Below are 22683 nucleotides of genomic sequence, written 5' to 3' on the forward strand. Positions count from 1 at the left end.
TTGTACTCATCAATCTAAAATTATCTGTCTATAAAAAAGGACGCCGTAGCGCCCTCTTTTCTAAATCTTCAATTAGTCTTCTTCAGGCTCATTGAGATCTGATTCATTGTCATTTTGATCAATAATCGTTGAGTCATCGACAAGCTGCTCAGTTTCGATTGCTTCCACTTCTTCAAAAGTTTCGTCTTCTTCAACTGCTTCGATCGCAACAACACCGACCAAGATTTCGCTTTCACCTAAACGGATCAAACGAACACCTTGAGCATTACGACCTGTTTGTGCCACTTCAGACGCACGTGTACGAACCAACGTACCACCATCTGAAATTAACATTAGCTCTTTAGACGCATCAATCGCTACCGCACCAACAAGTTCACCGTTACGTTCAGATGTTTTAATTGCAATAACACCTTTACCGCCACGTTTCTTAGTTGGGAAGTCATCTACTGGTGTACGTTTACCATAACCATTAGCTGAAGCACAAAGTACTTCACCAGTTTCCGGAACAACTACCAATGACACTATACGGCTAATGAGAGCTGAATCAGAGGTATCTTCATCATCAGACTCTACATCCGCATCTTCAGCGTCTTCAGCTTGAGCTGCTGCACCAATGGTCACGCGCATACCACGAACACCTTTGGCAGAACGACCCATTGAACGCACGTCAGTTTCTGCAAAACGAATGGCTTTACCTTCGTTTGAGAACAACATGATTTGTTGTTCGCCGTCGGTAATGGCAACACCGATTAAGGTGTCATCACCATTGAGTTCAATCGCGCGTAGACCGTTTGAACGAACATTCGAGAATTGTTCTAACTCAACACGTTTAATCGTACCGTATTCTGTTGCCATAAATACGTAGAAGTTTTTACGAACGGCTTCCGCTTGCTGTGCAAAGTCATTGATGATTTCATCATCAAGATCAGTCGTAGACAACTCTAGACCCAATTGTTTCAACTGAATACGAAGTGCGTCAGATAAATCATCTGCACCATCTTCAGTCTCAGCAAGTGCAGCTTCTAAACCAGCAAAATGACTATTAATCACTTCATTGGTTTGTAGCTGTGCACTATTGGCTTTTACAAATGCTTTAAAGTCAGCCAAGCGTTCTTTAAATTTCTTCGGCGCATCAACCACAGGTAAAATAGCGGTGATGGTTTCGTTTTCATCTAATGGTAATAAGTTCACCATTGGACGACCTTTCGCACCACGAGATGCTTGAGGCACTTCATACACTTTCAGACGATAAACTTTACCTACATTGGTAAAGCAAAGCACTGTTGCGTGGTTTGAAGTCACGATCAAATGCTGGATGTAATCGTCTTCTTTCATTGAAGTTGCAGACTTACCACGTCCACCACGACGCTGTGCAGCGTAGTCTGACAATGGTTGAGTTTTTGCATAGCCTGATTTAGAAACAGTTAGTACCATTTGCTCTTCAGGGATTAAATCTTCACGAGAGAAGTCGATACGTGATTCCACGATATCGGTACGACGTGCATCGCCATATTGTTGAAGGATTAAAGCCAATTCTTCTTTAATCACGTTCATCAATAAGTTGAAATCGTTCAAAATTGCCGTGTATTCAGCAATTTGACCAAGAATTTCTGTATATTCAGCTTGTAACTTGTCTTGTTCTAGACCAGTTAAGCGATGTAAACGAAGTTCTAAGATCGCACCTACTTGGGTTGGAGACAGACGATAAATATCACCTGTTAAACCAAATGGACGTGCTGGATCTTCGCCTTCAATTTCATCTGGTCGGACAGATACCGCACCCGCTTTTTCAAGCAATGCAACAACACCACCGCCTGCCCACTCGCCCGCTTGTAAACGTTCGCGTGCTTCGCTTGGGTTTGCAGATGTTTTGATGGTTTCAATGATCGCATCGATGTTTGCAAGTGCAACCGTCAAACCTTCTAAGATATGTCCACGTTCACGTGCTTTACGCAATTCGAACATGGTACGGCGTGTAACCACTTCCTGACGGTGACGGATAAACGCTGCAATAATATCTTTCAAGTTCATTAACTTAGGCTGACCATTATCGAGGCAGACCATGTTAATACTGAATGAATTTTCTAATTGGGTATTTTGGAATAAGTTATTTACAATCACTTCAGCGTTTTCACCACGCTTCAAGTCAATTGCAATACGCATCCCTTCTTTATCTGATTCATCACGAAGTTCAGAAATACCTTCAAGTTTTTTCTCTTTGACCAACTCAGCAATACGTTCAATGGTTTTTGCTTTGTTAACTTGATAAGGAATTTCAGTGAAGACAATCGTGCTACGGCCCGATTTTTGGTCTTCTTCAATGTGATATTTACCACGGATATGCAAACGGCCTTTACCAGTACGGTACGCATCGACAATGCCAGATTTACCGTAAATGATACCGCCTGTAGGGAAGTCTGGACCAGAAATGTGTTCCATTAATCCTTCAATGCTGATGTGCGGATCGTTGGCATAAGCAAGACATGCATTAATGACTTCTGTCATGTTATGCGGAGCCATATTGGTTGCCATACCTACAGCAATACCAGCTACACCGTTAATCAACAAGTTAGGCACACGTGTTGGCATGACTTGTGGAATACGCTCAGAACCGTCGTAGTTGTCTTCCCACTCTACGGTATCTTTCTCAAGATCCGCTAAAAGTTCGTGGGTCAATTTACGCATACGAACTTCGGTATAACGCATTGCTGCTGCACTGTCACCATCGACAGAACCGAAGTTACCCTGACCATCAACCAATTGATAGCGTAAGCTGAAATCTTGAGCCATACGAACAATAGTTTCGTATACAGCTAAGTCACCATGTGGGTGATATTTACCGATGACGTCACCGACTACACGGGCAGACTTTTTGTAAGCTTTGTTGTAGTCATTGCCCAATTCGTGCATTGCAAAAAGCACACGACGGTGAACAGGTTTGAGACCATCTCGGACATCTGGCAACGCACGTGACACAATCACGCTCATTGCATAATCGAGATATGAGCTCTTCAGTTCATCCTCAATGGCAATCGGTCTAATTTCCGATACGCTCATGCATACTCCTTGTTATACAAGCAGAATTCTGCCCGCATTTATATATCGTAAATCTGTAAAAATTAGTTCAAAAAACACTGAACCAATATCAAAAATCAAGTCGGACAGTATAGCATAAAAACCCTAATTTTTGTGCCAATCATCTTGCACTAGAACCATGATTTTTTGTATTTATTTTAAGCATTTTGATTTTATTTGCTGTGAAAAAAACCTCTAAGAATAGAGGTTGTTTAATGTTCAAAATATTTCTTCTCGAAGCTTCAAATTTAGACCCATAAATGTGATAAAAATCACTCTTTATGATATTGCATGACCTCTAATTCTTGAGGTACATGATCCTGCTGCATCCATGGGTATGCTGTTAAAAACAAACCTAAAATAAGCGGAAATTCATAAACTTCTTCGATGAAATCTTTACAAGCCAAATCATACAAAAATAAAAAACTAAGACTTCGACTATGCTCAACTGCATCAGAAATCAGTAAGCCCAATATCACCAAGCCGAATGGCCAAATTGGTAAAGCCAAGGTTTTTAGTTTATGTACAATTTCTTGGCGTAAATAAGGCGAAAACAGCATAAAGACGACAGGTGCAATCATGAATACCGAAATTAAACGAAAATACGGTTTAGGCACATCAGGAAAATAGTCACGCCCCCAACTAATACTGCGACCAAATAGCAACAACCACCATGCAACAGCCCACAACCAAAATAGTATCTTTCCATCTTGCATTTCAAGTGGTCGAATATAGAAAAAAGTAAAAATCGCAAAAAACAGCAATAACAATGCTTGGACCGATTCAACTGCTGTAACAGTCATTCCATCAAATAAAGGAAAAGAGATACTTTGTAAAACAGGAAAAAGTAAACAGCAGATCATCAGCACCAATACACTGACTGGTAACTGAAAATCAAATTTCAAAGGGAGACTCAGCCTAAAGGGCAAGTTCAATAAAAAAGCAATGTTAACACAAAATATACAATCCTTTAAGCTTGCTTTAAGTTTAAGATTCAAACTTGAAGGATAAATTTTTATTATTTTATTTTAAATCTTTGTATTTTTTATAATTTATTAATTTCCATCCTATTACCAAGCGATTGCTCCTGCTTACTTACCATTTAAGTTTCAACATACGTTTAGCTTACGCTACAGTCGTGTCTAATACCAATAATAAGAAATCACATCGTATGAATATTGAAGTACTAAACTAAGAATCCACTACCCCCATAAGCATGAAACATCTAACTGCAATTTATATATGTACATTTACGTATAATTAATCGATTAAACATAACCAAGAAGACCTACTAATTCTTCAAACAACAAAAACGCCCCTAAACCATAAGCTTAGGAGCGTTTTGAACTGCGTTCAGAAATTAGATTTTAGATACTAATTCTGGAACAACAGTATTCAAATCACCCACTAACCAGTAGTCAGCTACTGAGTTAATTGGCGCTTCTTCATCTTTGTTGATCGCAACGATCACTTTAGATTCTTTCATACCTGCCAAGTGCTGAATCGCACCAGAGATACCTACAGCGATGTACAAGTCAGGAGCAACGATTTTACCTGTTTGACCCACTTGCATATCGTTTGGTACGAAACCAGCATCAACTGCTGCACGAGATGCGCCTTGCGCAGCACCAAGCTTGTCCGCTAATGGATCAAGAACAGTGTGATAGTTTTCACCTGAACCAACACCACGACCGCCTGAAACAACAATACGCGCAGCTGTTAATTCTGGACGTTCAGATTTCACGATTTCTTCAGAAACGAACTTAGAAATACCAGCATCACCAGTAGATGCAACAGCTTCAACTGCAGCAGAGCCGCCTTCGCTTGCAACAGCATCAAATGCAGTACCACGAACAGTCGCAACTACAACAGACTCGCCAGACTCTACAGTTGCAATCGCGTTGCCTGCATAGATTGGACGTTTGAAAGTTTTAGGACCTTCAACAGCAATGATGTCAGTGATCATGCTTACGTCAAGTAGCGCAGCGGCACGTGGAAGTACGTTTTTGCCCGTTGTCGTAGAAGCAGCAAGGATGTGAGTGTAACCCGCACCGATAGAAGCAACTAATTTAGCAACGTTTTCAGCCAATTGATTAGCATAAGCAGCGTCGTCAGCAAGTAATACTTTGCTTACACCCGCAACTTTAGCTGCTTGGTCTGCAACTGCTTGAGCGCCTGAACCAGCTACTAATACAGTGATATCACCACCGATTTTTTGCGCTGCAGCAACAACGTTAAGAGTTGCACCATTTAGTGCTTTGTTGTTGTGCTCAGCGATAACTAAAATACTCATGATTTTTATCCTTCTGTATTAGATCACTTTCGCTTCGTTTTTCAATTTATCTACAAGCTCATCTACAGACTTCACTTGTACGCCCGCTTTACGTTCTGCAGGAGCTTCAACTTTAACAGTTTTAAGCTTAGTTGCAGGTGAAACGCCATAATCAGCAGGTGACTTAGTATCAAGCGGCTTTTTACGCGCTTTCATAATGTTTGGAAGAGCAGCATAACGTGGCTCATTCAAACGCAAGTCAGTGGTGATAATTGCAGGAAGTGCAAGTTCAACAGTTTGTAAACCACCGTCGATTTCACGAGTCACTTGTACTTTGTCGCCTTCAACTTTAACTTCTGAAGCGAAAGTACCTTGGCCAGCACCTAAAAGCGCGCCAAGCATCTGACCAACTTGGTTAGAGTCGTCATCAATTGCTTGTTTACCAAGAAGGATCAATTGAGGTTGTTCAGCGTCTACAACACCTTTTAGGATTTTTGCAACTTCAAGTGCACCTAACTGGCTGTCGTCAGCTTCAACAAGGATACCTCGGTCTGCACCAAGCGCCATAGAAGAACGGATTTGTTCTTGAGCTTCTTTAGGACCAATAGAAACAACAACGATTTCTGAAACAGTTCCTTTTTCTTTTAAACGAACCGCTTCTTCCACTGCGATTTCACAGAATGGGTTAATTGACATTTTAACGTTCGTTAAGTCAACACCACTGTTGTCCGGCTTAACGCGAACTTTAACGTTGGCATCAACCACACGTTTTACAGCAACAAGAGCCTTCATGTAATCCTCGGCTGTTTTAGCAAATGTAAATGTTGAGAAAAGTTATATTAACTCTTCACTTTAAATTTTTTAGGTGCCCTATCTTGCAATGTGTACGGCATTTCGGTCAAGTCACAATTATCGAAAGACCTGTAAAAAAGCGTAATTTCCTTGAACTTATCGTTCACATTTTTTAAAGAATGCTTCAGTTATCCAAAAAAACGCATTATTCAGTTATTTTTTAAGCATTGATTTTTATTATTTTTTTACTTGATTTAGCTCATCAAAAGATCTGATTTAATATCAATTTTCGATCAATCTTTCTGAAATAGAGCTTTCCCTCTACACATTCGGCAACATATCTAAACTTGTCATTTAAGATAGAAGCATAATGAATTTAGCGCTAATTTCACTTTTCCGAAGCTAATTGGTGGGTTTTTCTCTCTTTCTTGTTCTTAATATGTGTCGATATTCAGCACATATAAAAAAACCTCCGCTTTCACGAAGGTTTTAGTTAAAGCATTTATTTCTATTTACATTTGCTGTTTTTAATTGGCAATTAACCATGTCGCAGCGAGAGCCAATAAACCACCTGATGTACCATCGATCCACTTTTGTTTGCGTTCATCAATTTGAGTTTTTTGTGTAATACGTGCAAAGACCACACTTAAACTACAATACACCACAAAAATCAGCCCAATAAAAATGAAGGACAAAATCAAACCTTGACTCACGGTATTCGCTGATTTATCGATAAATTGCGGCAAAATTGCAAAATATATCAACATTCCTTTCGGGTTCAGTAAAGCCGTAAAAAAGCCTTTTTTAATCGGGTTGGACGCTGACTTTTTCTCAATACTTAATTTTTTACTGCTAAATACTGAACGCAGCAAATGCGTTGCCAAATATAAAAGATAAGCAATCCCCAACCAGCGGATTGTTTCAAAGAGTAGTGGAAATGACACGATAATCGCAGCAATACCCAATGCCACTAAAATCGAGTGAACCAAATAACCTGAGCACACCCCCACTGTTGCCATCATGCCTGCTTTTGCATCCTTACCCATCACTTGTGACAGGATAAAAAGCATATCGGGTCCTGGTGTGAAAATAAGGGGAATTACCGTTAAGGCAAACAAAGCAAATACAGACATTTCAATTTTCCCTTTCTATGTCCTGAAAGTGAAATTAGTATGTTTGAATCGCTTTAAAATAGGATATCAAATATTCTATAATAGATATTATTTTTAGAATTATATTCTATTTTATGAAGACATCTTCTAAGTCAATTCTAGTTAAACTAGATCGTATTGATAAAAATATCATTCGCGCACTTCAAAATAATGGCCGCATCCAAAATAATGACTTAGCCAAGGAAATTGGACTCTCGCCTTCTTCTTGTTTACGTCGGGTTAAATTACTCGAAGAAGCAGGTGTGATTCAGAATTACACCACCGTGGTCGATCCACAAAAGATTGGCTTTCAATTAATTTTGTTCTCTCGTATTTGGTTGAATGGGCAAGATGCTGAAACCATCGATACTTTTATCGAAGCGATGAAAGAACTTCCTCAAGTCATGGAGTGCTACATTATTTTGGGTGAGTGCGATGCAATGCTCAAAGTTGTAGTTCCTGACCTAGAAAGTTACCGTAAATTTCAGTCTACTCACTTAACCAAGAAAAATGGCATCACTAGTGTAAAGACTGATTTACCTAGCCAAATCATCAAACAAAGCTTCCAGTTACCGTTAGAAGATTTATAAACAGAAATTGGTCTGCCAACGAGCAACTCAAGCATTAGAAACGACGAGGCTGATACTACAAGAATGACCACGTAGTAACGCAGTTATTCACAGCCTCGAATGCAAAAACCTAGCTATGCGGTATTTCATTATATTTTAAGCAAAGAAAAATAATGATTTGCGGCAAATGAACGAACACAATCTAAGGAGCCTTTGAGCTTAATTTCTTAAACAAGAATACGACTGATTGGATTTACAGGCTCTCGCTATCAAAACTGAGCGAATTGATTACTGAACAGCAAAATGGGTTTACATTTAGAGATTTTGTTTAGCATCATAAGTTTTGCAAAGACGTCCACTAGCTTATCTCAAATGTTTATTTGAAAGCTTAAAACCAAACGAGGTAGACACTTTAACGCTCTGCTCATAAACATCACAACATGTCATGGTGCGGGTGATATAAGGGCTAAACATCCAAAACCAATGAAGATAGCCCATGAGTTGTTTATTTGACCAATGGTTTAGGCTGGCTGATTTTCCAAAAAGTCACGATGGATGTGGCTTAGGTCAATAAGTTCATACTTTGCCAAATCAAAAATACGCCAAATGGTGAGGGCATCTTCTTTACTGTCAAATTTAGCAGTTGCTTTATTGGTAAGCTGCCATTGTTTATCCGAAATCCAAATAAAGTATTGGCCCGTCGCCGCATTAAACGCCTGAACTTTTCCATCGGCATTAATCCCTTGTAGCTGCGCACCTTCAGGCAATACAGCTTCTACTTCAGGCAAACTGATTTCAACAAAGTGTTTGATCTGGCGTAAGCCGTATCCTGCAAAAATTTCTTTTTGCTGACCATTTAACTGGTCATATTTTTCTTGAATATCTGAAATCATGGTATGGCCTATATATTTTTAACGGTACAGCAATTTAGTAAATGGCGAATTTCACTTCAGCACTTACGTCAATTCAATAATGGACAATTTTTATACCCGATAATTTGAATTTTTATAATGCGACAATAGTTCAAAATGTCGGTCAATTTTACCAATATTTTTTCACATCCTTATTTAATTTTCATGAAGTAGACCACTTTAGGATACAAAATGTAAAATCTAGCCTGTGTATTTAAGCAAAATTTAGACCACTGAGTACCAAAGTCGTTTTTGCAATTGTTACGAATCTTTATGCTGTGCCCTTGGATGGGCCTGATCATAAACTTGTGCCAATCGATCAAAATCCACATGGGTATAAATTTGTGTAGTGGTTAAATTACTATGCCCCAACATTTCTTGTACAGCACGCAAGTCACCGCTATTGGACAACATATGGCTAGCGAAGCAATGTCGTAATAAATGCGGATGTAAATCGACATTTACACCTGCACGTCGAGCTTGAAATTTAACTCGATTTTCTATTTGTCTTACCCCTAGTGGATTGCCTTTTTGAGTGATAAAAACTTGGGCTTCTGGGACAAAATCACCATGCCATGCAGGATATAATTGCAACCAATGCATCACAGCCTCTTTGGCTTTAGAACCGAAAGGTACAATGCGGGTTTTATTCCCTTTACCCGTAATACGTAACAGTTGGCGATTAAAATCAATATCTCGAATGGTTAAGCCCTGCACTTCAGCCAAACGTAAACCACTTGAATATAGCAGCTCCAAAATCGCTTTATCACGTATCCAAAGCTGCCGTTGAGTTTCACTTTCTGGCTCAGGCTGTTCCATGATTTGTTTAATGGTTTCAATATCGACCAATCCAGGTAAAGGACGTGATTGGCGTTTGAGCTGAAAATCATCTGCAGGATTAAAATTGAGATAATTTCCTTGTTCTGCCCATTTCATAAATTGGCGAATCGAAGATAACATGCGCTGCAAACTACTTGGACTGAGCTGAAACTGTTCCACTTTATGAGCAACAAATTCACGCAGATCTGACTTTTCAACATCATGCAGTGGCAAGTTGCGTATTGTACAAAATTGGAGAAAATCACTGACATCACGCTCATACGCTTGCAAGGTATGTTTAGACTGATTTTGAATTTCACGTTCCTTCAACCACATAGCCAGTAGTTGACTCTGATCCATCGTCATCTGTCTTCTCCCATTTCAACATGTGCTTTAGCGTTTCAGTACATTCTCTAAAGCGATCTTACATATCTGTTTTATGAAAAGAGTCTAGCAAAGAACCCCTTAGGCTTACCATCAACACGTTGGTAAAAAGCTTGCGTTTCATTAAGCAAATACCCTTCTACACCATCCACACTGTGCGGATTGACATGGATTAAATCCACTGGGCATTGCTCTTTTAAAATATCCTGTGTGATACGACCAATTTTACTGTGCAAATCTTGAATTTGTTGTTCAGATAATCCTGCTTCTAAATCTAGTCCGATCAGCAAAGTTGGTGAATCATCTCGAGCTTGATTCAGCATTTGCGCCAAATAAGCTGCTTTTACCACACGCTCTGTGCCGAAAAAAATGCTTAATTGATCAATCATAAACTGCGGATATTCCGCTGGCTGACCAATTAAAACTTCCGTATCTTCCGTAACTTCATAGTTTTCTGAGTGCTGAATATACTGCCCGTTCAGCAAATGTTGAATTTCTTCTGGTACAAAGTCCTTCGTTGCATCTGGTGATTGTGGATTCAATATAAGCTTTGCTCCCAAGGTCATTTCAAATAATACCTTGGTTGGTAGCCGGATATACGACTCTTCTTCAGATATTGCCAACCGCATTTTTTCCAAAGAAGTAAAAAACGGGATGATGCAATCATAAGTTTCATCTTCCCATGATTTCAATTGAACACTGTCGCCTTCCTCCAAGGTCAAATCTTCGGCAATGCGTGAATCCGCCCCTGTTGTTCCCACACAATACACATTGGCTGCTAATAACTGAGCTAAAAAATTCGGGTCGATACGCGGGTTCATGTAAGGCTTTATGAAAAAGTTGTTCTAAGATTTCTTCATTTATGTGTTCCATGTTGATTCCAATCCCATTGAATTATAATTTTTTATTCACTTTTTATTTTATGAAAAAAGCCCTGAATGAATCAGGGCTTGGAGTTTAACCTTGGAAGTAACTTAAATCTAAGCGTCCTTCGTAAACTGTTGCGGTTGGTCCGGTCATCCAAACCACACCACCTTCTTGCCACTCAATTTGCAGCTTACCACCTGCCAACTCTATTTCGACCGAATTGGCTAATAAGCCACGACGCATACCTGATACTGCCGCTGCACAAGCACCTGTACCACAGGCCATGGTTTCACCGACACCACGTTCAAATACACGTAGGCGTGCATGTTTCTCATCCACAATTTGCATGAAGCCAGCATTTACACGCTGTGGAAAACGCTCATGCGATTCGACTTGTGGACCAATTTTAGCGACGTCTGCAGTAATGACATCAGGAACGATCGTCACTGCATGCGGATTACCCATACTCACTACATCAATGGTGAGTTGTTCATTATTCGCCAATGCAATGTCGTATAAGTTTTCAGGCTCTTCCGCAATAAATGGAATTTCATGCGGCAAAAAGCGAGGATAACCCATGTTAACGCGCACCCAACCATTCGCACCTAATTCAGGCTCTACGATACCTGACTTGGTTTGTACTTTGATTTTGGTTTTGCTGGTCAACTTACGTTCATGCACAAAGCGCGCAAAACAACGTACGCCATTACCGCATTGTTCAACTTCAGAACCGTCTGCATTAAAAATACGGTATTTAAAATCGACGTTGGGTAAATCTGGTGGTTCTACAATCAAAAGCTGATCAAAACCAATACCAAAATGACGGTCGGCCAAACGCTGAATCGTCACTGTATCTAAATAAGCCCGTTGGCTAATTAGATCGACCACCATAAAGTCATTGCCAAGGCCATGCATTTTGGTAAATTCTAATAACATCTCGAATTTCTCCTTAAGGCAATAAACGTTCACGTTCCCATAATGATTCGATGGTTTCACGCTCACGAATCAAATGAGACTGATCACCGTCAACCATTACTTCAGCAGCACGTCCGCGGCTGTTGTAGTTTGAGCTCATGACAAAACCATAAGCACCCGCACCCAATACTGCAAGCACGTCATTTTCTTGAATCGCCAACTGACGTTGCTTACCGAGGAAATCACCGGTTTCGCAAATCGCACCAACAACATCCCAGTCTTTCTTTTCTGTATCTGTACGAGGTGTTACTTCCTGAATATCCATCCATGCTTCATATAAAGCGGGACGGATTAAGTCATTCATTGCAGCATCAATAATCGCAAAATTACGATGATTGGTCGGTTTGAGTAAATCAACTTTGGTTAACAACACACCTGCATTTGCAGAAATACTACGCCCCGGTTCCATATACACCTTAAGGCCTAATTTTTCTAAAGCCGGACGCATTGCCTGAGCATATTCTTCAACAGTTGGTGGAACTTCGTCTTTGTAAGTCACACCTAAACCACCACCGATATCGATGTGTTTTAGCTGAATCCCCATCTCTTTCAATTGATTGATCATCACAATGACACGATCAAGTGCATCAACAAAAGGCTGAGTTTCAGTCAACTGTGAACCGATATGGCAATCAATCCCGATAATCTCAAGATTTGGCAATGTCGCCGCATAGGCATAGGTGTCAAAAACGCTGTCTGAAGGAATACCGAATTTATTTTCTTTTAAACCCGTAGAGATATAAGGATGCGTTTTAGCATCCACATCTGGATTTACACGCAATGAAATCGGTGCTTTCTTACCCATTGCCGCAGCAACTTTTTGGATTCGATCTAGCTCTGCATGTGATTCAACGTTAAAACATGCAATACCCACGTCCAACGCTTTTTGGATATCGGCTTCAGTTTTACCCAAACCAGAGAATACAATTTTAGAAGCTTCACCACCGGCTTTTAACACACGTGCGAGTTCACCACCCGTCACGATATCAAAACCAGCGCCCTGCTTGGCAAGTACGTTTAACACCGCAAGATTAGAGTTTGACTTTACCGCAAAACAAATTTGATGGTCGATAAAGCTAAATGCACGATCCATATCTGAATAATGCTTTTCAAAAGTAGCTTTTGAATAAACATAAAGCGGTGTGCCATATTGCTGTGCAAGCTGTTGTAAAGAACATTGCTCTGCATGCAATACCCCATTCGTACGGGTGAAACTCATGAAAGTATCCTTTCTATAAAAGCATTAAGGTGTAGGGTTAGAATTTGAAGATTCCGATTCAGTTGCAACAGGAGCCGCTTGTTTTTCCTGCTTTTGCTGTGCAGGCGTATCTGGATAAATCAGATATTTTGCGCGCTTATCTGCATTTGCATCTGAAGGTAAATGCAATGCACCAGACTGACCACAAGCGGTCAGCAGCACAGCACTTGCTAATACAATAATTTTATAATTCATAAAACGATACATAAACGTACCTAATGAAAAGATTTTTCCGAGTATAACGTGATCAACCCGCGGATAAAAGAAAAGCCCTGTAATTCCAAGTGAGCTTTTTGCCATTCTGCACTAAATTTAAGCAAAATTTGATGGTGCTGTTTTCAATCCTTATTTGTCTTTATTTCTAGCTCGATCAGGCTATTGATTTCACTGAAATAGCATATCAATTTGAATGCTGTTTAATACAAATCGAAACGCTAATAAACAGTCTGTTTTAACTTAAAATAAGTCCATATCCAAATAAAAAAGCTGCCCCCTCAGGAGCAGCTTTTTATGTTTTTACATCAGATTAAAAATGTAAATTAATGGTGCTTTTTCTTATAAAAACCGAAATAGCCAATAATCAATATGATGAACCAAATCGGGCTCACCATGAGCGCTTTCATGGTATCTGCTTCTAGCGACAAGACATAAATCATGCCGATGAAGAAGATAATCACGAGCCAACAGGTATATAAACCACCCGGTAGTTTAAAGGTTGATTTCGCATGCAACTCAGGACGAGTTTTATAGTAAACGATATAACTCCAGATAATCATGAGCCATACGCAGATAAATAAAATCGTCGACAGTGTAGTTGCTAAAGTGAAGGCTTCAACCGTGTTCGGTACGAAATACTGTAATGCCGCACCCAACAGTAAACAAACTGCCGAGAAATACAACGCATTTGCCGGAACTGCACGTGAGTTTAGACGGCCAAACGCTTTTGGACCTTGCTCTTCACGAGATAAACCAAACAACATACGTGAAGTCGAGAACACACCACTATTCATCGATGACATAACTGATGACAACACAACCAAGTTCATAATAATCGCAGCAGCAGCAATACCGGCTTGGCTAAACAAGTTCACGAATGGTGAAATGCTTGGGTCAATGGCATTCCATGGCGTAACGGACATCACAATCACAAGTGCCAGCACATAGAAAATAATGATACGAATCGGAATCGAGTTCACAGCTTTAGGCAAGTTGTGTTCTGGATCTTTGGTTTCTGCTGCCGTAGTACCCACGAGTTCTACGCCGACAAAGGCAAAAATGGCGATTTGGAAACCTGCCAAGAAGCCAGTTACTCCTGTTGGGAATAGACCACCATGTGACCATAAATGTGTGAATGATGCGATTTCACCTGTCGATGAGGTAAAACCGGTAAAGATCATCCAAAGACCGACACCAATGAGCACCACGATTGCAATAATCTTAATCAGTGCAAACCAAAACTCTAATTCACCAAAAAGTTTAACCGTAACAAGGTTTAAACCCATGATAAAAACAATGGCGGCAACACTGATCATCACCCCTTCTTCGGGCGAGAACGGGTTACCTCCATTAAAGAATTGCAGGTAATAAATGATGGCCGATAAATCAGCAATCCCTATAGTGATCCAGCACAGCCAATAGGTCCAACCCACAAAATAGCCTGCCCACGGGCCGATTAAGTCGGTTGCAAAATCGATAAAAGATTTATATTCAAGATTTGATAGTAATAACTCGCCTAATGCACGCATAACGAGGAAAACCATAAAACCAATAATCATATAGATAATAAGGATGGACGGACCAGCTAAACTGATGGTCTTTCCTGACCCCATAAATAAACCTGTACCAATCGCACCACCAATCGCAATCAATTGCAGGTGTCGGTTGGACAAGCTTCGTTTCAAATCGCCGCTATCAGCGTGCGATCCATGAATTTCATTTGACATTATTTAATTCAACTTCGCGTTCCAATTGCGACAAATTAACGTAAAAATTTCAGAAAATACAAAATTATTTCTCATCATCTATATTTTCGGATTAAGTGACAAAGTTAATTTATTTTTCTTATATATAAAAATCTTAACCTCTATCCCAAATTCAAAGCGACAAACAAAACAACAATTTACTTGTAAAAACTTCAATTCTATGCAAAAAATATTTTCCCAACGATAAAAAATTTATGCCAAAAATCATGGAAGTTTCTAACAATGGCATATCAATTGCTACAGATATCAAAAATGTAGCATTCACTCACTCAGGGCCGATAAGAAGAAGATACTATGCAAGAAATTCAAAATATCATGGAAACACTCAGTGGATGGGTCTGGGGCCCATACATGTTGGTCCTCATTGTTGGAACAGGTGTATTCCTCACCTTCCGTTTACTATTCTGGCAATTCCGCATGTTGCCTTTAGCATTTAAACAAGTGTTTGGAAGGCATGAACATGCCAAATCACATGAAGGCGATATTTCACATTTTGCCTCACTTATGACCGCACTTTCAGCCACCATTGGTACAGGTAATATTGCCGGTGTAGCCACCGCTTGTGTGCTCGGTGGTCCGGGCGCAGTGTTTTGGATGTGGATGACAGCCCTCTTTGGTATGGCAACCAAATATGGTGAAGGCGTACTCGCAGTCAAATATCGCGTAAAAAATGAAAATGGCGAAATGAGCGGCGGTCCAATGTACTACATTGAACGTGGACTGAAGTGGAAATGGCTCGCTGTCATTTTTGCCCTCTTTGGTACTTTAGCCTCTTTCGGCATTGGCAGTTCAGTACAGTCCAATACGGTTGCCCTCGCTGTTGAAAATAGTCTCGGACTTGAAACGTGGATTACAGGTATTGTTATTACTATTCTGTCTGCTTTAGTAATTCTCGGCGGAATTAAATCCATCTCTAAAGCATCCTCTTATATCGTACCTATTATGGCTGTCGGTTATGTATTGGGTGGACTAATCATCATTTTAAATAATCTTGAATTGGTCATTCCTTCTCTCAAATTAATCTTTACCTATGCATTTACTGGCGAAGCTGCGGCAGGTGGTGCGATTGGTGCGGCTATTCGTTATGGTGTTGCCCGTGGTGTTTTCTCTAACGAAGCAGGTATGGGTTCTGCACCTATTGCCGCGGCTGCTGCGAAAACGGATCACCCTGCACGTCAAGGTTTAGTTTCAATGACAGGTACATTTATCGATACGATTATCGTGTGTTCTATCACCGGGATTGTTTTGGTCATGGGCTTTATTATGGCAGGCAACAGTTTTGGCGACCAAACTGGTGCAGTTTTAACTATCAGCGTATTTGATAAATTATTACCGGGTTTTGGCGGCTTGATCGTCACCTTCGGGATTATTTTCTTTGCATACTCAACCATTTTAGGTTGGAGTTACTATGGTGAAAAATGCTGTACTTACTTACTTGGTGAAAAGTTTGTCTTGATTTACCGTTTGATTTACATCGCTTCAGTCTTTGTAGGCTGTGTGGCGACTCTTGATCTTGTGTGGTTATTTGCCGATACCTTTAACGGTTTGATGGCTGTACCAAACTTAATTGCGCTGTTGTTACTTTCTGGTGTTATTGCCAAAGAATCGAAAGATTTTATTGCACGTCGTAAATCAGGTGAACTGTACTAATCCTTTCACGCTACTAAACAAAAAGCCACGTGAATTCACGTGGCTTTTTTATTCGGACTGATAATCGATATTTACTTATTGAATCGTACCGATTTGACCATCATCAAATTTGTCGTTTTTCGTGTTGCTTTCATTGGATTCATCCTTTTGATCTGACTCAGCATCTTCAATAAAGCCTTCGCCAAATTGGTCACCAAACTCATTTTCAGCATATTCAGAATCTACAGCACTGGCTTCCATCAGATCCGCTTCGATTTCTAAGGCAATTTCCAAGGATAAAGAAAAGAACAATACCCCCTGAATTTTCATGTTCCCTTGTTCATCTTCAAGATATTCACTGAGAGTTTTATATGCAGGGCTGCTTTCATCAAAAGGTACGTCAAGGTATAAATCACCTGTATAGCTATCGATCAAAGACTCACCTTCTAGCCCCATACAAGGGAAATACTCGAGATTTTGCAGGTCAAACCAGTGCATAACGTCATTACGTACCGTATTTTTCTCAGGATGTTGATGATCATATTCTTCAAAATGCACAAATAACACATCACGATTTTTTTCACGTGCAATGGCATCGATATGTCGTAATAGTTCAGTCATGTGGTGACCCATTTCAAAAAATATAATGCGCTATTATAAAGTGCTTACTATATAAAAGTGCAGCTATTGAAAATAAAACGACATCAATTGACCTTCAACAGTCATTTCATGCGATAAAAACTTGGTTTTTCGATGTATTCACCGCTATGCTGTGACTCAATTTGAGTTTGTGCACAGTAAATATTATGGCGAAAGCAAAAAGTGTCTATCGATGTGAACAATGTGGTGCTGATCATCCCAAATGGGCCGGTCAATGTACCGAATGTGGTGAATGGAATTCATTAGTCGAAGTCAATATTGCACCCGCCGTTACACACCGTGCACAGCCTAAAATGGGCGGTGGCTATGCAGGTCAAGCCGCTGCTGTGACCACCTTAAATCAAGTTTCTGTTTCGCATGAAACCCGAATGGCAACAGGTATTGGTGAATTTGACCGTGTACTCGGTGGTGGACTGGTCACAGGTTCAGTTGTGCTGATTGGTGGTGACCCCGGCATTGGTAAATCCACTATTTTGCTACAAACCGCAACCTATATGGCGGCGAGTAAAAGTTCTGCCTTATATGTCACAGGTGAGGAATCTTTGTCTCAGGTGGCGCTACGTGCCCAGCGCCTAGATTTGCCGACCGATCAACTTAAAGTCATGGCAGAAACCTGTGTCGAGCGTATTTGCGAAGTATTGGCACATGAACGCCCTGCCGTGGCCATTTTAGATTCGATCCAAACCCTATACACCGAAACACTCCAGTCTGCGCCGGGCGGTGTTTCCCAAATTCGTGAATCGGCTGCACTCCTGACCCGCTTTGCCAAAAATAGTGGCACTGCACTGTTTATTGTCGGTCACGTAACAAAAGAAGGTTCTTTGGCCGGCCCTCGCGTGCTTGAGCACATGGTCGATTGTGTTTTGTATTTTGAAGGTCAGTCTGACTCTCGCTTCCGTATGATTCGTGCGGTGAAAAACCGTTTTGGTGCGGTCAACGAGCTTGGGGTATTTGGCATGACCGATAAAGGTCTGCGCGAGGTATCAAACCCATCCGCTATTTTCCTGAGTCGTTATGATGAAGCCATTCCGGGCTCTATCGTCATGATTAGCCGTGAAGGTACACGTCCACTTTTAGTTGAAGTTCAGGCTTTGGTAGATGATGCGCACGGACAACCTCGACGCGTGGCCTTAGGTTTAGAACAAAACCGTTTAAACATGCTTTTAGCCGTTATGCACCGTCATGGTGGCGTACAAACTGCAGGACAAGATGTTTATGTCAATGTCGTGGGTGGTTTAAAAATCACAGAAACAGGTTCTGACCTTGCGGTACTTTTAGCCTGCGCCTCTAGCTTAAGAGCTAAAGCCCTGCCGCAGCATTTGGCAGTATTTGGTGAAGTCGGCCTTTCAGGCGAAATCCGCCCTGTACCCAATGGACAGGAAAGACTCAAAGAAGCCATTAAACATGGTTTTAAAACCATTATTTTACCGCGTGGGAATGCACCGCAAAAACCTATTTCAGGTGTAGAGATTATTTCTGTCGCACGTTTACATGAGGCGTTGAGTCAGGCAATTACACTTACCGATGAGTCTTAGTCACGTTGAATCGTTTATTTTGAATGAATTTTCAATTTTTTACCGATGTTCTATTGAAATTCAGTACAAATGGCGGCATAACTAGATGGCTATTTTAACTTTATATAGATATAGGAAAATTTGATGGAAGTTCGACAGCGTGGTTTGATGACTGCTCTTTTAACAGCAGCCCTTTTGGTAGCGCCGATTGCAGAAGCGAAACGTGTCGGCGGTGGTAAAAGCCATGGTATGAGCCGTCAAGCTGCTCCAACTCAGTCTTATCAGCAACCTCGTCAATCTGCTCCTGTTCAACAGCCTGCAACTGCTAGCGCTCCAGCTAAATCTGGCTCGAATGTGGGCGGAATGGTTGCAGCTGGTGTGGCTGGTGCTGCAATTGGTGCAGTCGCTGCAAATGCGATGGCCGATGACAATAACGGTCAAGCAGCTTCTGAAGCGCAAGCTCAACAACAGGAAGAGAAAGGTGGTATTCCAGGCTGGATCTGGATTTTACTTGCCGCTGCTGTTGCCTTCTTCATTTTCCGTAAGATGGGCGCAAAAAAAAAACTAGCCACTAACAATCCGTATGCGCCAAACAGCGGTGCAAACAATGCACCGTTTGGCCAACAAAATGCTGCACCTCGTGCAGGCAATGACAATACGAATATTTTTGGTAATTCTGTAGGCGGTAATTCAGCAGCTTCAAATGCTCCATTTGGTGCAGCTGCTGCAACGAACGCGCCTTTTGGTGCTGCCTATACCAACAGCGGCAATCAATTGCCTGATGGTACAGAACCAGCAACATTTTTACGTGTTGCACGTCAGCGTTTTAACCACATTCAATCGATGAATACTGCAAGCAACATTTCTGAAATTCAGCGTTACTTAACGCCTGACCTTTACCAGTCTATGTATAACGACATTATGGCGAATAAAGATGAAGACGTTGCTGAGTTTTCTAACTTAAATGCTATGGTGGTCGATTCTGCTAACGAAAATGGTCAATACGTTGTAAGTGTGCGTTTTACAGGTACGGTAAGTGAAGACTTAAATAGTCTGCCACAGCCATTTGCTGAAGTATGGCATTTTGTTAAACCTGTGGGTTCTGATCAAGACTGGTTAGTTGCAGGCATTCAACAAGAGCAATAATGTAGAGAATTAAGCATTCTTGCATTCTAAAATAGCGACTCCGGTCGCTATTTTTTCGCCTTTAATTCTCCTCATTTAAATCCATTTCTACTCAGCATGCTGAAAAATCAATAATTTTGTGAATACATTATTCTAATTATTAATAATAATTGTTATCATTTAGATTAACTTTAATACAATTTCCAAGCGCTTAAGTATTTTATGAATAGCTCACCACCTGAGGCACTCGTGACCCCCCTCACATCTGCGCTGCCTAAAACGCGTAAAGACACCCCTTCTCTATTGACCTATCGCTTGATGATTTTCTATCGCTTTGCCCTCGCTTTAGTGGGCGGATATGTTGTCGCGATGCTATCTGCCATCGTAATCGCAGATGTGTTTAGCGAAGACCGCGGAAGTGCAGCCATGAGTGCAACTTTAATTGCATTTATCCTGTGGAGCTGTGCATTTATTTGGGTCTTTATGGTGAATAAAACCCTCAAAGCAACTTTAGGCATTGTGATCCCTGCGGTGTGTTTGTATGCCGTTTATATGATGATGGGAAGCTAAAATGCGTGTTGATGCAAAAGTTGAGGGACCACGCCAGTCCATGTCTTGGCTGCATACATGGGCTAGCCTCATCTTAGGTTGGTTGCTGTATGCAATTTTCCTGACCGGAACCCTGAGCTTTTTTAAAAATGAAATCAATGTTTGGATGACACCTGAGCTGCATCAATCCGTTCCAGCCAGTTCACAAGTCCAACAAACTCAAGTCGCACTGAATTATTTACAGCAAAATCATCCAAATGCAGGTGCTTGGAATATTTTACTGCCGAATACGCGTCAAAATGCCACATTAATTACCGTTCGTGAACAAGGTGAAGACCCTCGCGCACGCCGTGGTGGTAAACAAATCTACATTGATAGTGCTACAGGTGAAGTGCTTGAGCCGCGCGATACGCGTGGTGGTAATTTTCTCTATCGTTTCCATTTCGAACTTTATGGTATGCCACGTATGTGGACGCGATGGTTTGTCGGGATAGCGACACTGTTGATGTTAGTTGCCATCATTAGTGGTGTGATTACTCATAAAAAAATCTTTAAAGATTTCTTTACCTTCCGTTCAGGTAAAGGACAACGTTCTTGGCTCGATGCACATAATGCAACCGCAGTATTTGCGCTTCCCTTCCACATCATGATCACCTTTAGTGGCCTGTTGCTGCTGTTATTTACAATCATGCCTTGGGGGATTGAACGTATTTATGAAAACCGGGGACAATTTTTACAAGAACAAAATCGTGCCCTAGTTCAAGAAAATAAACCTGAAGGACGTGAATCTGCCCAAGGACGCGAAGAACGTGGCGAACGCCCACAGCAAGCCCGTGCCAATTCTGCGCAAAACCAAGGCGAAAATCGTGCTGAGGGCCGTGGTGAAGGTCGAGGAGATCGTCGCTCTAAACGTGAAGAGCAACCTGTCGTTGCTGCGCCGTTGACCAACTTAGCGCCAATCGTGACTGCGGTTCAGACTGAATGGAAAACCAATCCGATTAGTACCGTTAGCATCATTGCACCAAATACAGACCAAGCTAAAATTGAGCTACGTGCCTTACATGGTGAAAGTGTCGCGTATCGAAATGTCTATGCAAGCAAACAATTTGATGGCGTAACTGGCAAAGACCTAACTGATGAAAGTGCCAAGTTAAAGCACCCTTCTGTACCGATGGGTATTTACAATGTAGTGACTACGCTGCATGAAGCACGCGGTGTAGATTTAGCACTACGTTGGCTGCTGTTTATTTCAGGGATTGTAGGCACACTGATGGTCGCTACAGGTCTCATTCTGTGGTGTGTAAAACGTGCGCCGCAACAGCAAAAACAAGGCTTTAAATCATTTGGCTACCGCACGGTTGAAGTGACCAATATTGCAGCGATTATTGGTTTGCCGATTGCCTGCGCAGCATTTTTCTATGCCAACCGTTTTATTCCCGCACAACTTGAAAACCGTTCGGAATTAGAAATTCGTAGTTTCTTTATTGTTTGGCTACTAACGCTTATTTATGCGATGTTCCGTACGCATCGTCAAGCGTGGCTAGAACTTTTAGCTTTTGCCACAGCAATTTTTGCCTTACTGCCGATTGTAAACTTCATGACTGGTGGTCAACCGCTTTGGAATACCATGGCAAATGGCCAATGGATGATTGCCTCCTTTGATCTTGCAATGTGGCTTTTGGCTATCTTGTTTGCCTATTCATTTTACAAAGTGAAAAAGCATAAAGGGCTGCCTGTTAAAAAAGCACGTGGCACAAAGGAGGTTGAAGCATGATGCTCTTTCTCCTGATTTGGGCACTGAGTAGCTTAGGTTTTTTTGCCTTGGCATACAGCATGTCTAAACATCAAAAGCAGTTCTACAGCAAAGAGTTAAGTGTGGGCCAAACACGGTTAGCCACGTTAGTCGGCTGGGCGCTATTGATCATCGCCTTGATAATTTGCCTCTCACTTGGCACGCCGAGCAACAACATCAGTTATTGGTTTGGTGCGCTGACCATTGCGGCTTTATTTGTCGGGCTATGTATTAGGGTGTGTTGACATTTACAGCCGATAAATTGAGCTAAAGAGGCAACCATATAAATATACAAGCTAAAGCAACAGCGCTTTGATAGTTACGTTTTAGCTTATCGTATCTTGTGGCAATTCCTCTAA

Annotated in this window: 18 protein-coding genes and 3 pseudogenes; 7 read left to right on the forward strand and 14 right to left on the reverse strand. The window is 41.1% G+C overall.

What is annotated here, in order from left to right; all coding sequences use genetic code 11:
* Nucleotides 1-72: 72 nt before the first annotated feature.
* From gyrA to FTT88_RS04970, 5 genes are all read right to left on the reverse strand, one after another.
* Nucleotides 73-3057 (reverse strand): DNA gyrase subunit A, encoded by a 2985-nt coding sequence (gyrA, locus tag FTT88_RS04950; protein WP_180009983.1) that lies wholly within the window; start codon nucleotides 3055-3057, stop codon nucleotides 73-75.
* 290 nt (nucleotides 3058-3347) lie between these two features.
* Nucleotides 3348-3980: a hypothetical protein gene (locus FTT88_RS04955; RefSeq protein ID WP_180173718.1), complete on the reverse strand. Its 633-nt coding sequence runs from the start codon at nucleotides 3978-3980 to the stop codon at nucleotides 3348-3350.
* Between the two features lie 455 nt (nucleotides 3981-4435).
* The gene (locus tag FTT88_RS04960) at nucleotides 4436-5368 is read right to left on the reverse strand and encodes an FAD-binding protein (RefSeq protein ID WP_180066371.1); all 933 of its coding nucleotides are present in this window, start codon (nucleotides 5366-5368) and stop codon (nucleotides 4436-4438) included.
* An 18-nt stretch (nucleotides 5369-5386) separates the two neighbouring features.
* The gene (locus FTT88_RS04965; protein ID WP_078192067.1) at nucleotides 5387-6139 is read right to left on the reverse strand and encodes an electron transfer flavoprotein subunit beta/FixA family protein; all 753 of its coding nucleotides are present in this window, start codon (nucleotides 6137-6139) and stop codon (nucleotides 5387-5389) included.
* A 527-nt stretch (nucleotides 6140-6666) separates the two neighbouring features.
* Nucleotides 6667-7272, reverse strand: coding sequence for a LysE family translocator (locus FTT88_RS04970; protein ID WP_180023307.1), 606 nt, complete (start codon nucleotides 7270-7272; stop codon nucleotides 6667-6669).
* Between the two features lie 113 nt (nucleotides 7273-7385).
* On the opposite strand from FTT88_RS04970, the gene FTT88_RS04975 reads away from it, so the two are divergent.
* A complete protein-coding gene (locus FTT88_RS04975; RefSeq protein ID WP_180106426.1) occupies nucleotides 7386-7880 on the forward strand; it encodes an Lrp/AsnC family transcriptional regulator in 495 nt (164 codons plus the stop codon).
* 500 nt (nucleotides 7881-8380) lie between these two features.
* Here FTT88_RS04975 and FTT88_RS04980 read toward each other — a convergent pair whose 3' ends face one another.
* From FTT88_RS04980 to FTT88_RS05010, 7 genes are all read right to left on the reverse strand, one after another.
* Nucleotides 8381-8752 (reverse strand): hypothetical protein, encoded by a 372-nt coding sequence (locus FTT88_RS04980; RefSeq protein ID WP_111883920.1) that lies wholly within the window; start codon nucleotides 8750-8752, stop codon nucleotides 8381-8383.
* 279 nt (nucleotides 8753-9031) lie between these two features.
* Entirely contained in the window at nucleotides 9032-9955 is a 924-nt protein-coding gene (locus FTT88_RS04985) for a tyrosine recombinase XerC (RefSeq protein ID WP_180023306.1), read from the reverse strand.
* A 71-nt stretch (nucleotides 9956-10026) separates the two neighbouring features.
* Nucleotides 10027-10794 (reverse strand): enhanced serine sensitivity protein SseB C-terminal domain-containing protein, encoded by a 768-nt coding sequence (locus FTT88_RS04990; protein ID WP_180173719.1) that lies wholly within the window; start codon nucleotides 10792-10794, stop codon nucleotides 10027-10029.
* A gap of 136 nt (nucleotides 10795-10930) precedes the next feature.
* Nucleotides 10931-11776 carry a diaminopimelate epimerase gene (dapF, locus tag FTT88_RS04995; protein WP_111883917.1) on the reverse strand — a complete coding sequence of 282 codons (846 nt, stop codon included), beginning with the start codon at nucleotides 11774-11776 and terminating at the stop codon, nucleotides 10931-10933.
* Between the two features lie 13 nt (nucleotides 11777-11789).
* Nucleotides 11790-13034, reverse strand: a complete 1245-nt coding sequence (lysA, locus tag FTT88_RS05000; RefSeq protein ID WP_180020737.1) for a diaminopimelate decarboxylase — start codon at nucleotides 13032-13034, stop codon at nucleotides 11790-11792.
* Nucleotides 13035-13058: 24 nt separating this feature from the next.
* Nucleotides 13059-13268, reverse strand: a complete 210-nt coding sequence (locus FTT88_RS05005; protein ID WP_372491094.1) for a lipoprotein — start codon at nucleotides 13266-13268, stop codon at nucleotides 13059-13061.
* A gap of 344 nt (nucleotides 13269-13612) precedes the next feature.
* Complete coding sequence (locus FTT88_RS05010) at nucleotides 13613-15016, reverse strand: amino acid permease (protein WP_078192075.1); 1404 nt, start codon at nucleotides 15014-15016, stop codon at nucleotides 13613-13615.
* Between the two features lie 333 nt (nucleotides 15017-15349).
* On the opposite strand from FTT88_RS05010, the gene FTT88_RS05015 reads away from it, so the two are divergent.
* Nucleotides 15350-16705, forward strand: a complete 1356-nt coding sequence (locus tag FTT88_RS05015) for a sodium:alanine symporter family protein (protein ID WP_180003348.1) — start codon at nucleotides 15350-15352, stop codon at nucleotides 16703-16705.
* A gap of 243 nt (nucleotides 16706-16948) precedes the next feature.
* Here FTT88_RS05015 and FTT88_RS05020 read toward each other — a convergent pair.
* Nucleotides 16949-17305: pseudogene (locus FTT88_RS05020) on the reverse strand (hypothetical protein); the annotation flags it as partial.
* Between the two features lie 185 nt (nucleotides 17306-17490).
* On the opposite strand from FTT88_RS05020, the gene radA reads away from it, so the two are divergent.
* From radA to FTT88_RS05045, 5 genes and pseudogenes are all read left to right on the forward strand, one after another.
* Nucleotides 17491-18879, forward strand: coding sequence for a DNA repair protein RadA (gene radA / locus FTT88_RS05025; protein WP_180003350.1), 1389 nt, complete (start codon nucleotides 17491-17493; stop codon nucleotides 18877-18879).
* Between the two features lie 123 nt (nucleotides 18880-19002).
* Nucleotides 19003-20004, forward strand: a complete 1002-nt coding sequence (locus FTT88_RS05030; RefSeq protein ID WP_180173720.1) for a Tim44 domain-containing protein — start codon at nucleotides 19003-19005, stop codon at nucleotides 20002-20004.
* 201 nt (nucleotides 20005-20205) lie between these two features.
* Nucleotides 20206-20553 carry a hypothetical protein gene (locus tag FTT88_RS05035; protein ID WP_168378275.1) on the forward strand — a complete coding sequence of 116 codons (348 nt, stop codon included), beginning with the start codon at nucleotides 20206-20208 and terminating at the stop codon, nucleotides 20551-20553.
* A 1-nt stretch (nucleotide 20554) separates the two neighbouring features.
* Entirely contained in the window at nucleotides 20555-22306 is a 1752-nt protein-coding gene (locus FTT88_RS05040; RefSeq protein ID WP_180173721.1) for a PepSY domain-containing protein, read from the forward strand.
* Nucleotides 22303-22557 (forward strand): annotated as a pseudogene (locus FTT88_RS05045) (DUF3325 family protein); the annotation flags it as partial. The gene FTT88_RS05040 and the pseudogene FTT88_RS05045, both read left to right, overlap by 4 nt.
* A gap of 34 nt (nucleotides 22558-22591) precedes the next feature.
* Here the strand turns inward: FTT88_RS05045 and FTT88_RS05050 are convergent.
* Nucleotides 22592-22683, reverse strand: a pseudogene (locus FTT88_RS05050) (IS5/IS1182 family transposase); the annotation flags it as partial.

Origin of the sequence: Acinetobacter sp. YH01024 (assembly GCF_013420195.1) — a bacterium.
GTDB lineage: Bacteria > Pseudomonadota > Gammaproteobacteria > Pseudomonadales > Moraxellaceae > Acinetobacter > Acinetobacter amyesii.

What these genes read in the sequence shown, in the direction of transcription:
- gyrA (WP_180009983.1), bottom strand. Translation starts at nt 3,057, where the DNA reads ATGAGCGTATCGGAAATTAGACCGATTGCCATTGAGGATGAACTGAAG.
- FTT88_RS04960 (WP_180066371.1), bottom strand. Translation starts at nt 5,368, where the DNA reads ATGAGTATTTTAGTTATCGCTGAGCACAACAACAAAGCACTAAATGGT.
- FTT88_RS04965 (WP_078192067.1), bottom strand. Translation starts at nt 6,139, where the DNA reads ATGAAGGCTCTTGTTGCTGTAAAACGTGTGGTTGATGCCAACGTTAAA.
- FTT88_RS04970 (WP_180023307.1), bottom strand. Translation starts at nt 7,272, where the DNA reads ATGTCTGTATTTGCTTTGTTTGCCTTAACGGTAATTCCCCTTATTTTC.
- FTT88_RS04975 (WP_180106426.1), top strand. Translation starts at nt 7,386, where the DNA reads ATGAAGACATCTTCTAAGTCAATTCTAGTTAAACTAGATCGTATTGAT.
- FTT88_RS04980 (WP_111883920.1), bottom strand. Translation starts at nt 8,752, where the DNA reads ATGATTTCAGATATTCAAGAAAAATATGACCAGTTAAATGGTCAGCAA.
- FTT88_RS04985 (WP_180023306.1), bottom strand. Translation starts at nt 9,955, where the DNA reads ATGACGATGGATCAGAGTCAACTACTGGCTATGTGGTTGAAGGAACGT.
- FTT88_RS04990 (WP_180173719.1), bottom strand. Translation starts at nt 10,794, where the DNA reads ATGAACCCGCGTATCGACCCGAATTTTTTAGCTCAGTTATTAGCAGCC.
- dapF (WP_111883917.1), bottom strand. Translation starts at nt 11,776, where the DNA reads ATGTTATTAGAATTTACCAAAATGCATGGCCTTGGCAATGACTTTATG.
- lysA (WP_180020737.1), bottom strand. Translation starts at nt 13,034, where the DNA reads ATGAGTTTCACCCGTACGAATGGGGTATTGCATGCAGAGCAATGTTCT.
- FTT88_RS05005 (WP_372491094.1), bottom strand. Translation starts at nt 13,268, where the DNA reads ATGAATTATAAAATTATTGTATTAGCAAGTGCTGTGCTGCTGACCGCT.
- FTT88_RS05010 (WP_078192075.1), bottom strand. Translation starts at nt 15,016, where the DNA reads ATGTCAAATGAAATTCATGGATCGCACGCTGATAGCGGCGATTTGAAA.
- FTT88_RS05015 (WP_180003348.1), top strand. Translation starts at nt 15,350, where the DNA reads ATGCAAGAAATTCAAAATATCATGGAAACACTCAGTGGATGGGTCTGG.
- radA (WP_180003350.1), top strand. Translation starts at nt 17,491, where the DNA reads ATGGCGAAAGCAAAAAGTGTCTATCGATGTGAACAATGTGGTGCTGAT.
- FTT88_RS05030 (WP_180173720.1), top strand. Translation starts at nt 19,003, where the DNA reads ATGGAAGTTCGACAGCGTGGTTTGATGACTGCTCTTTTAACAGCAGCC.
- FTT88_RS05035 (WP_168378275.1), top strand. Translation starts at nt 20,206, where the DNA reads ATGAATAGCTCACCACCTGAGGCACTCGTGACCCCCCTCACATCTGCG.
- FTT88_RS05040 (WP_180173721.1), top strand. Translation starts at nt 20,555, where the DNA reads ATGCGTGTTGATGCAAAAGTTGAGGGACCACGCCAGTCCATGTCTTGG.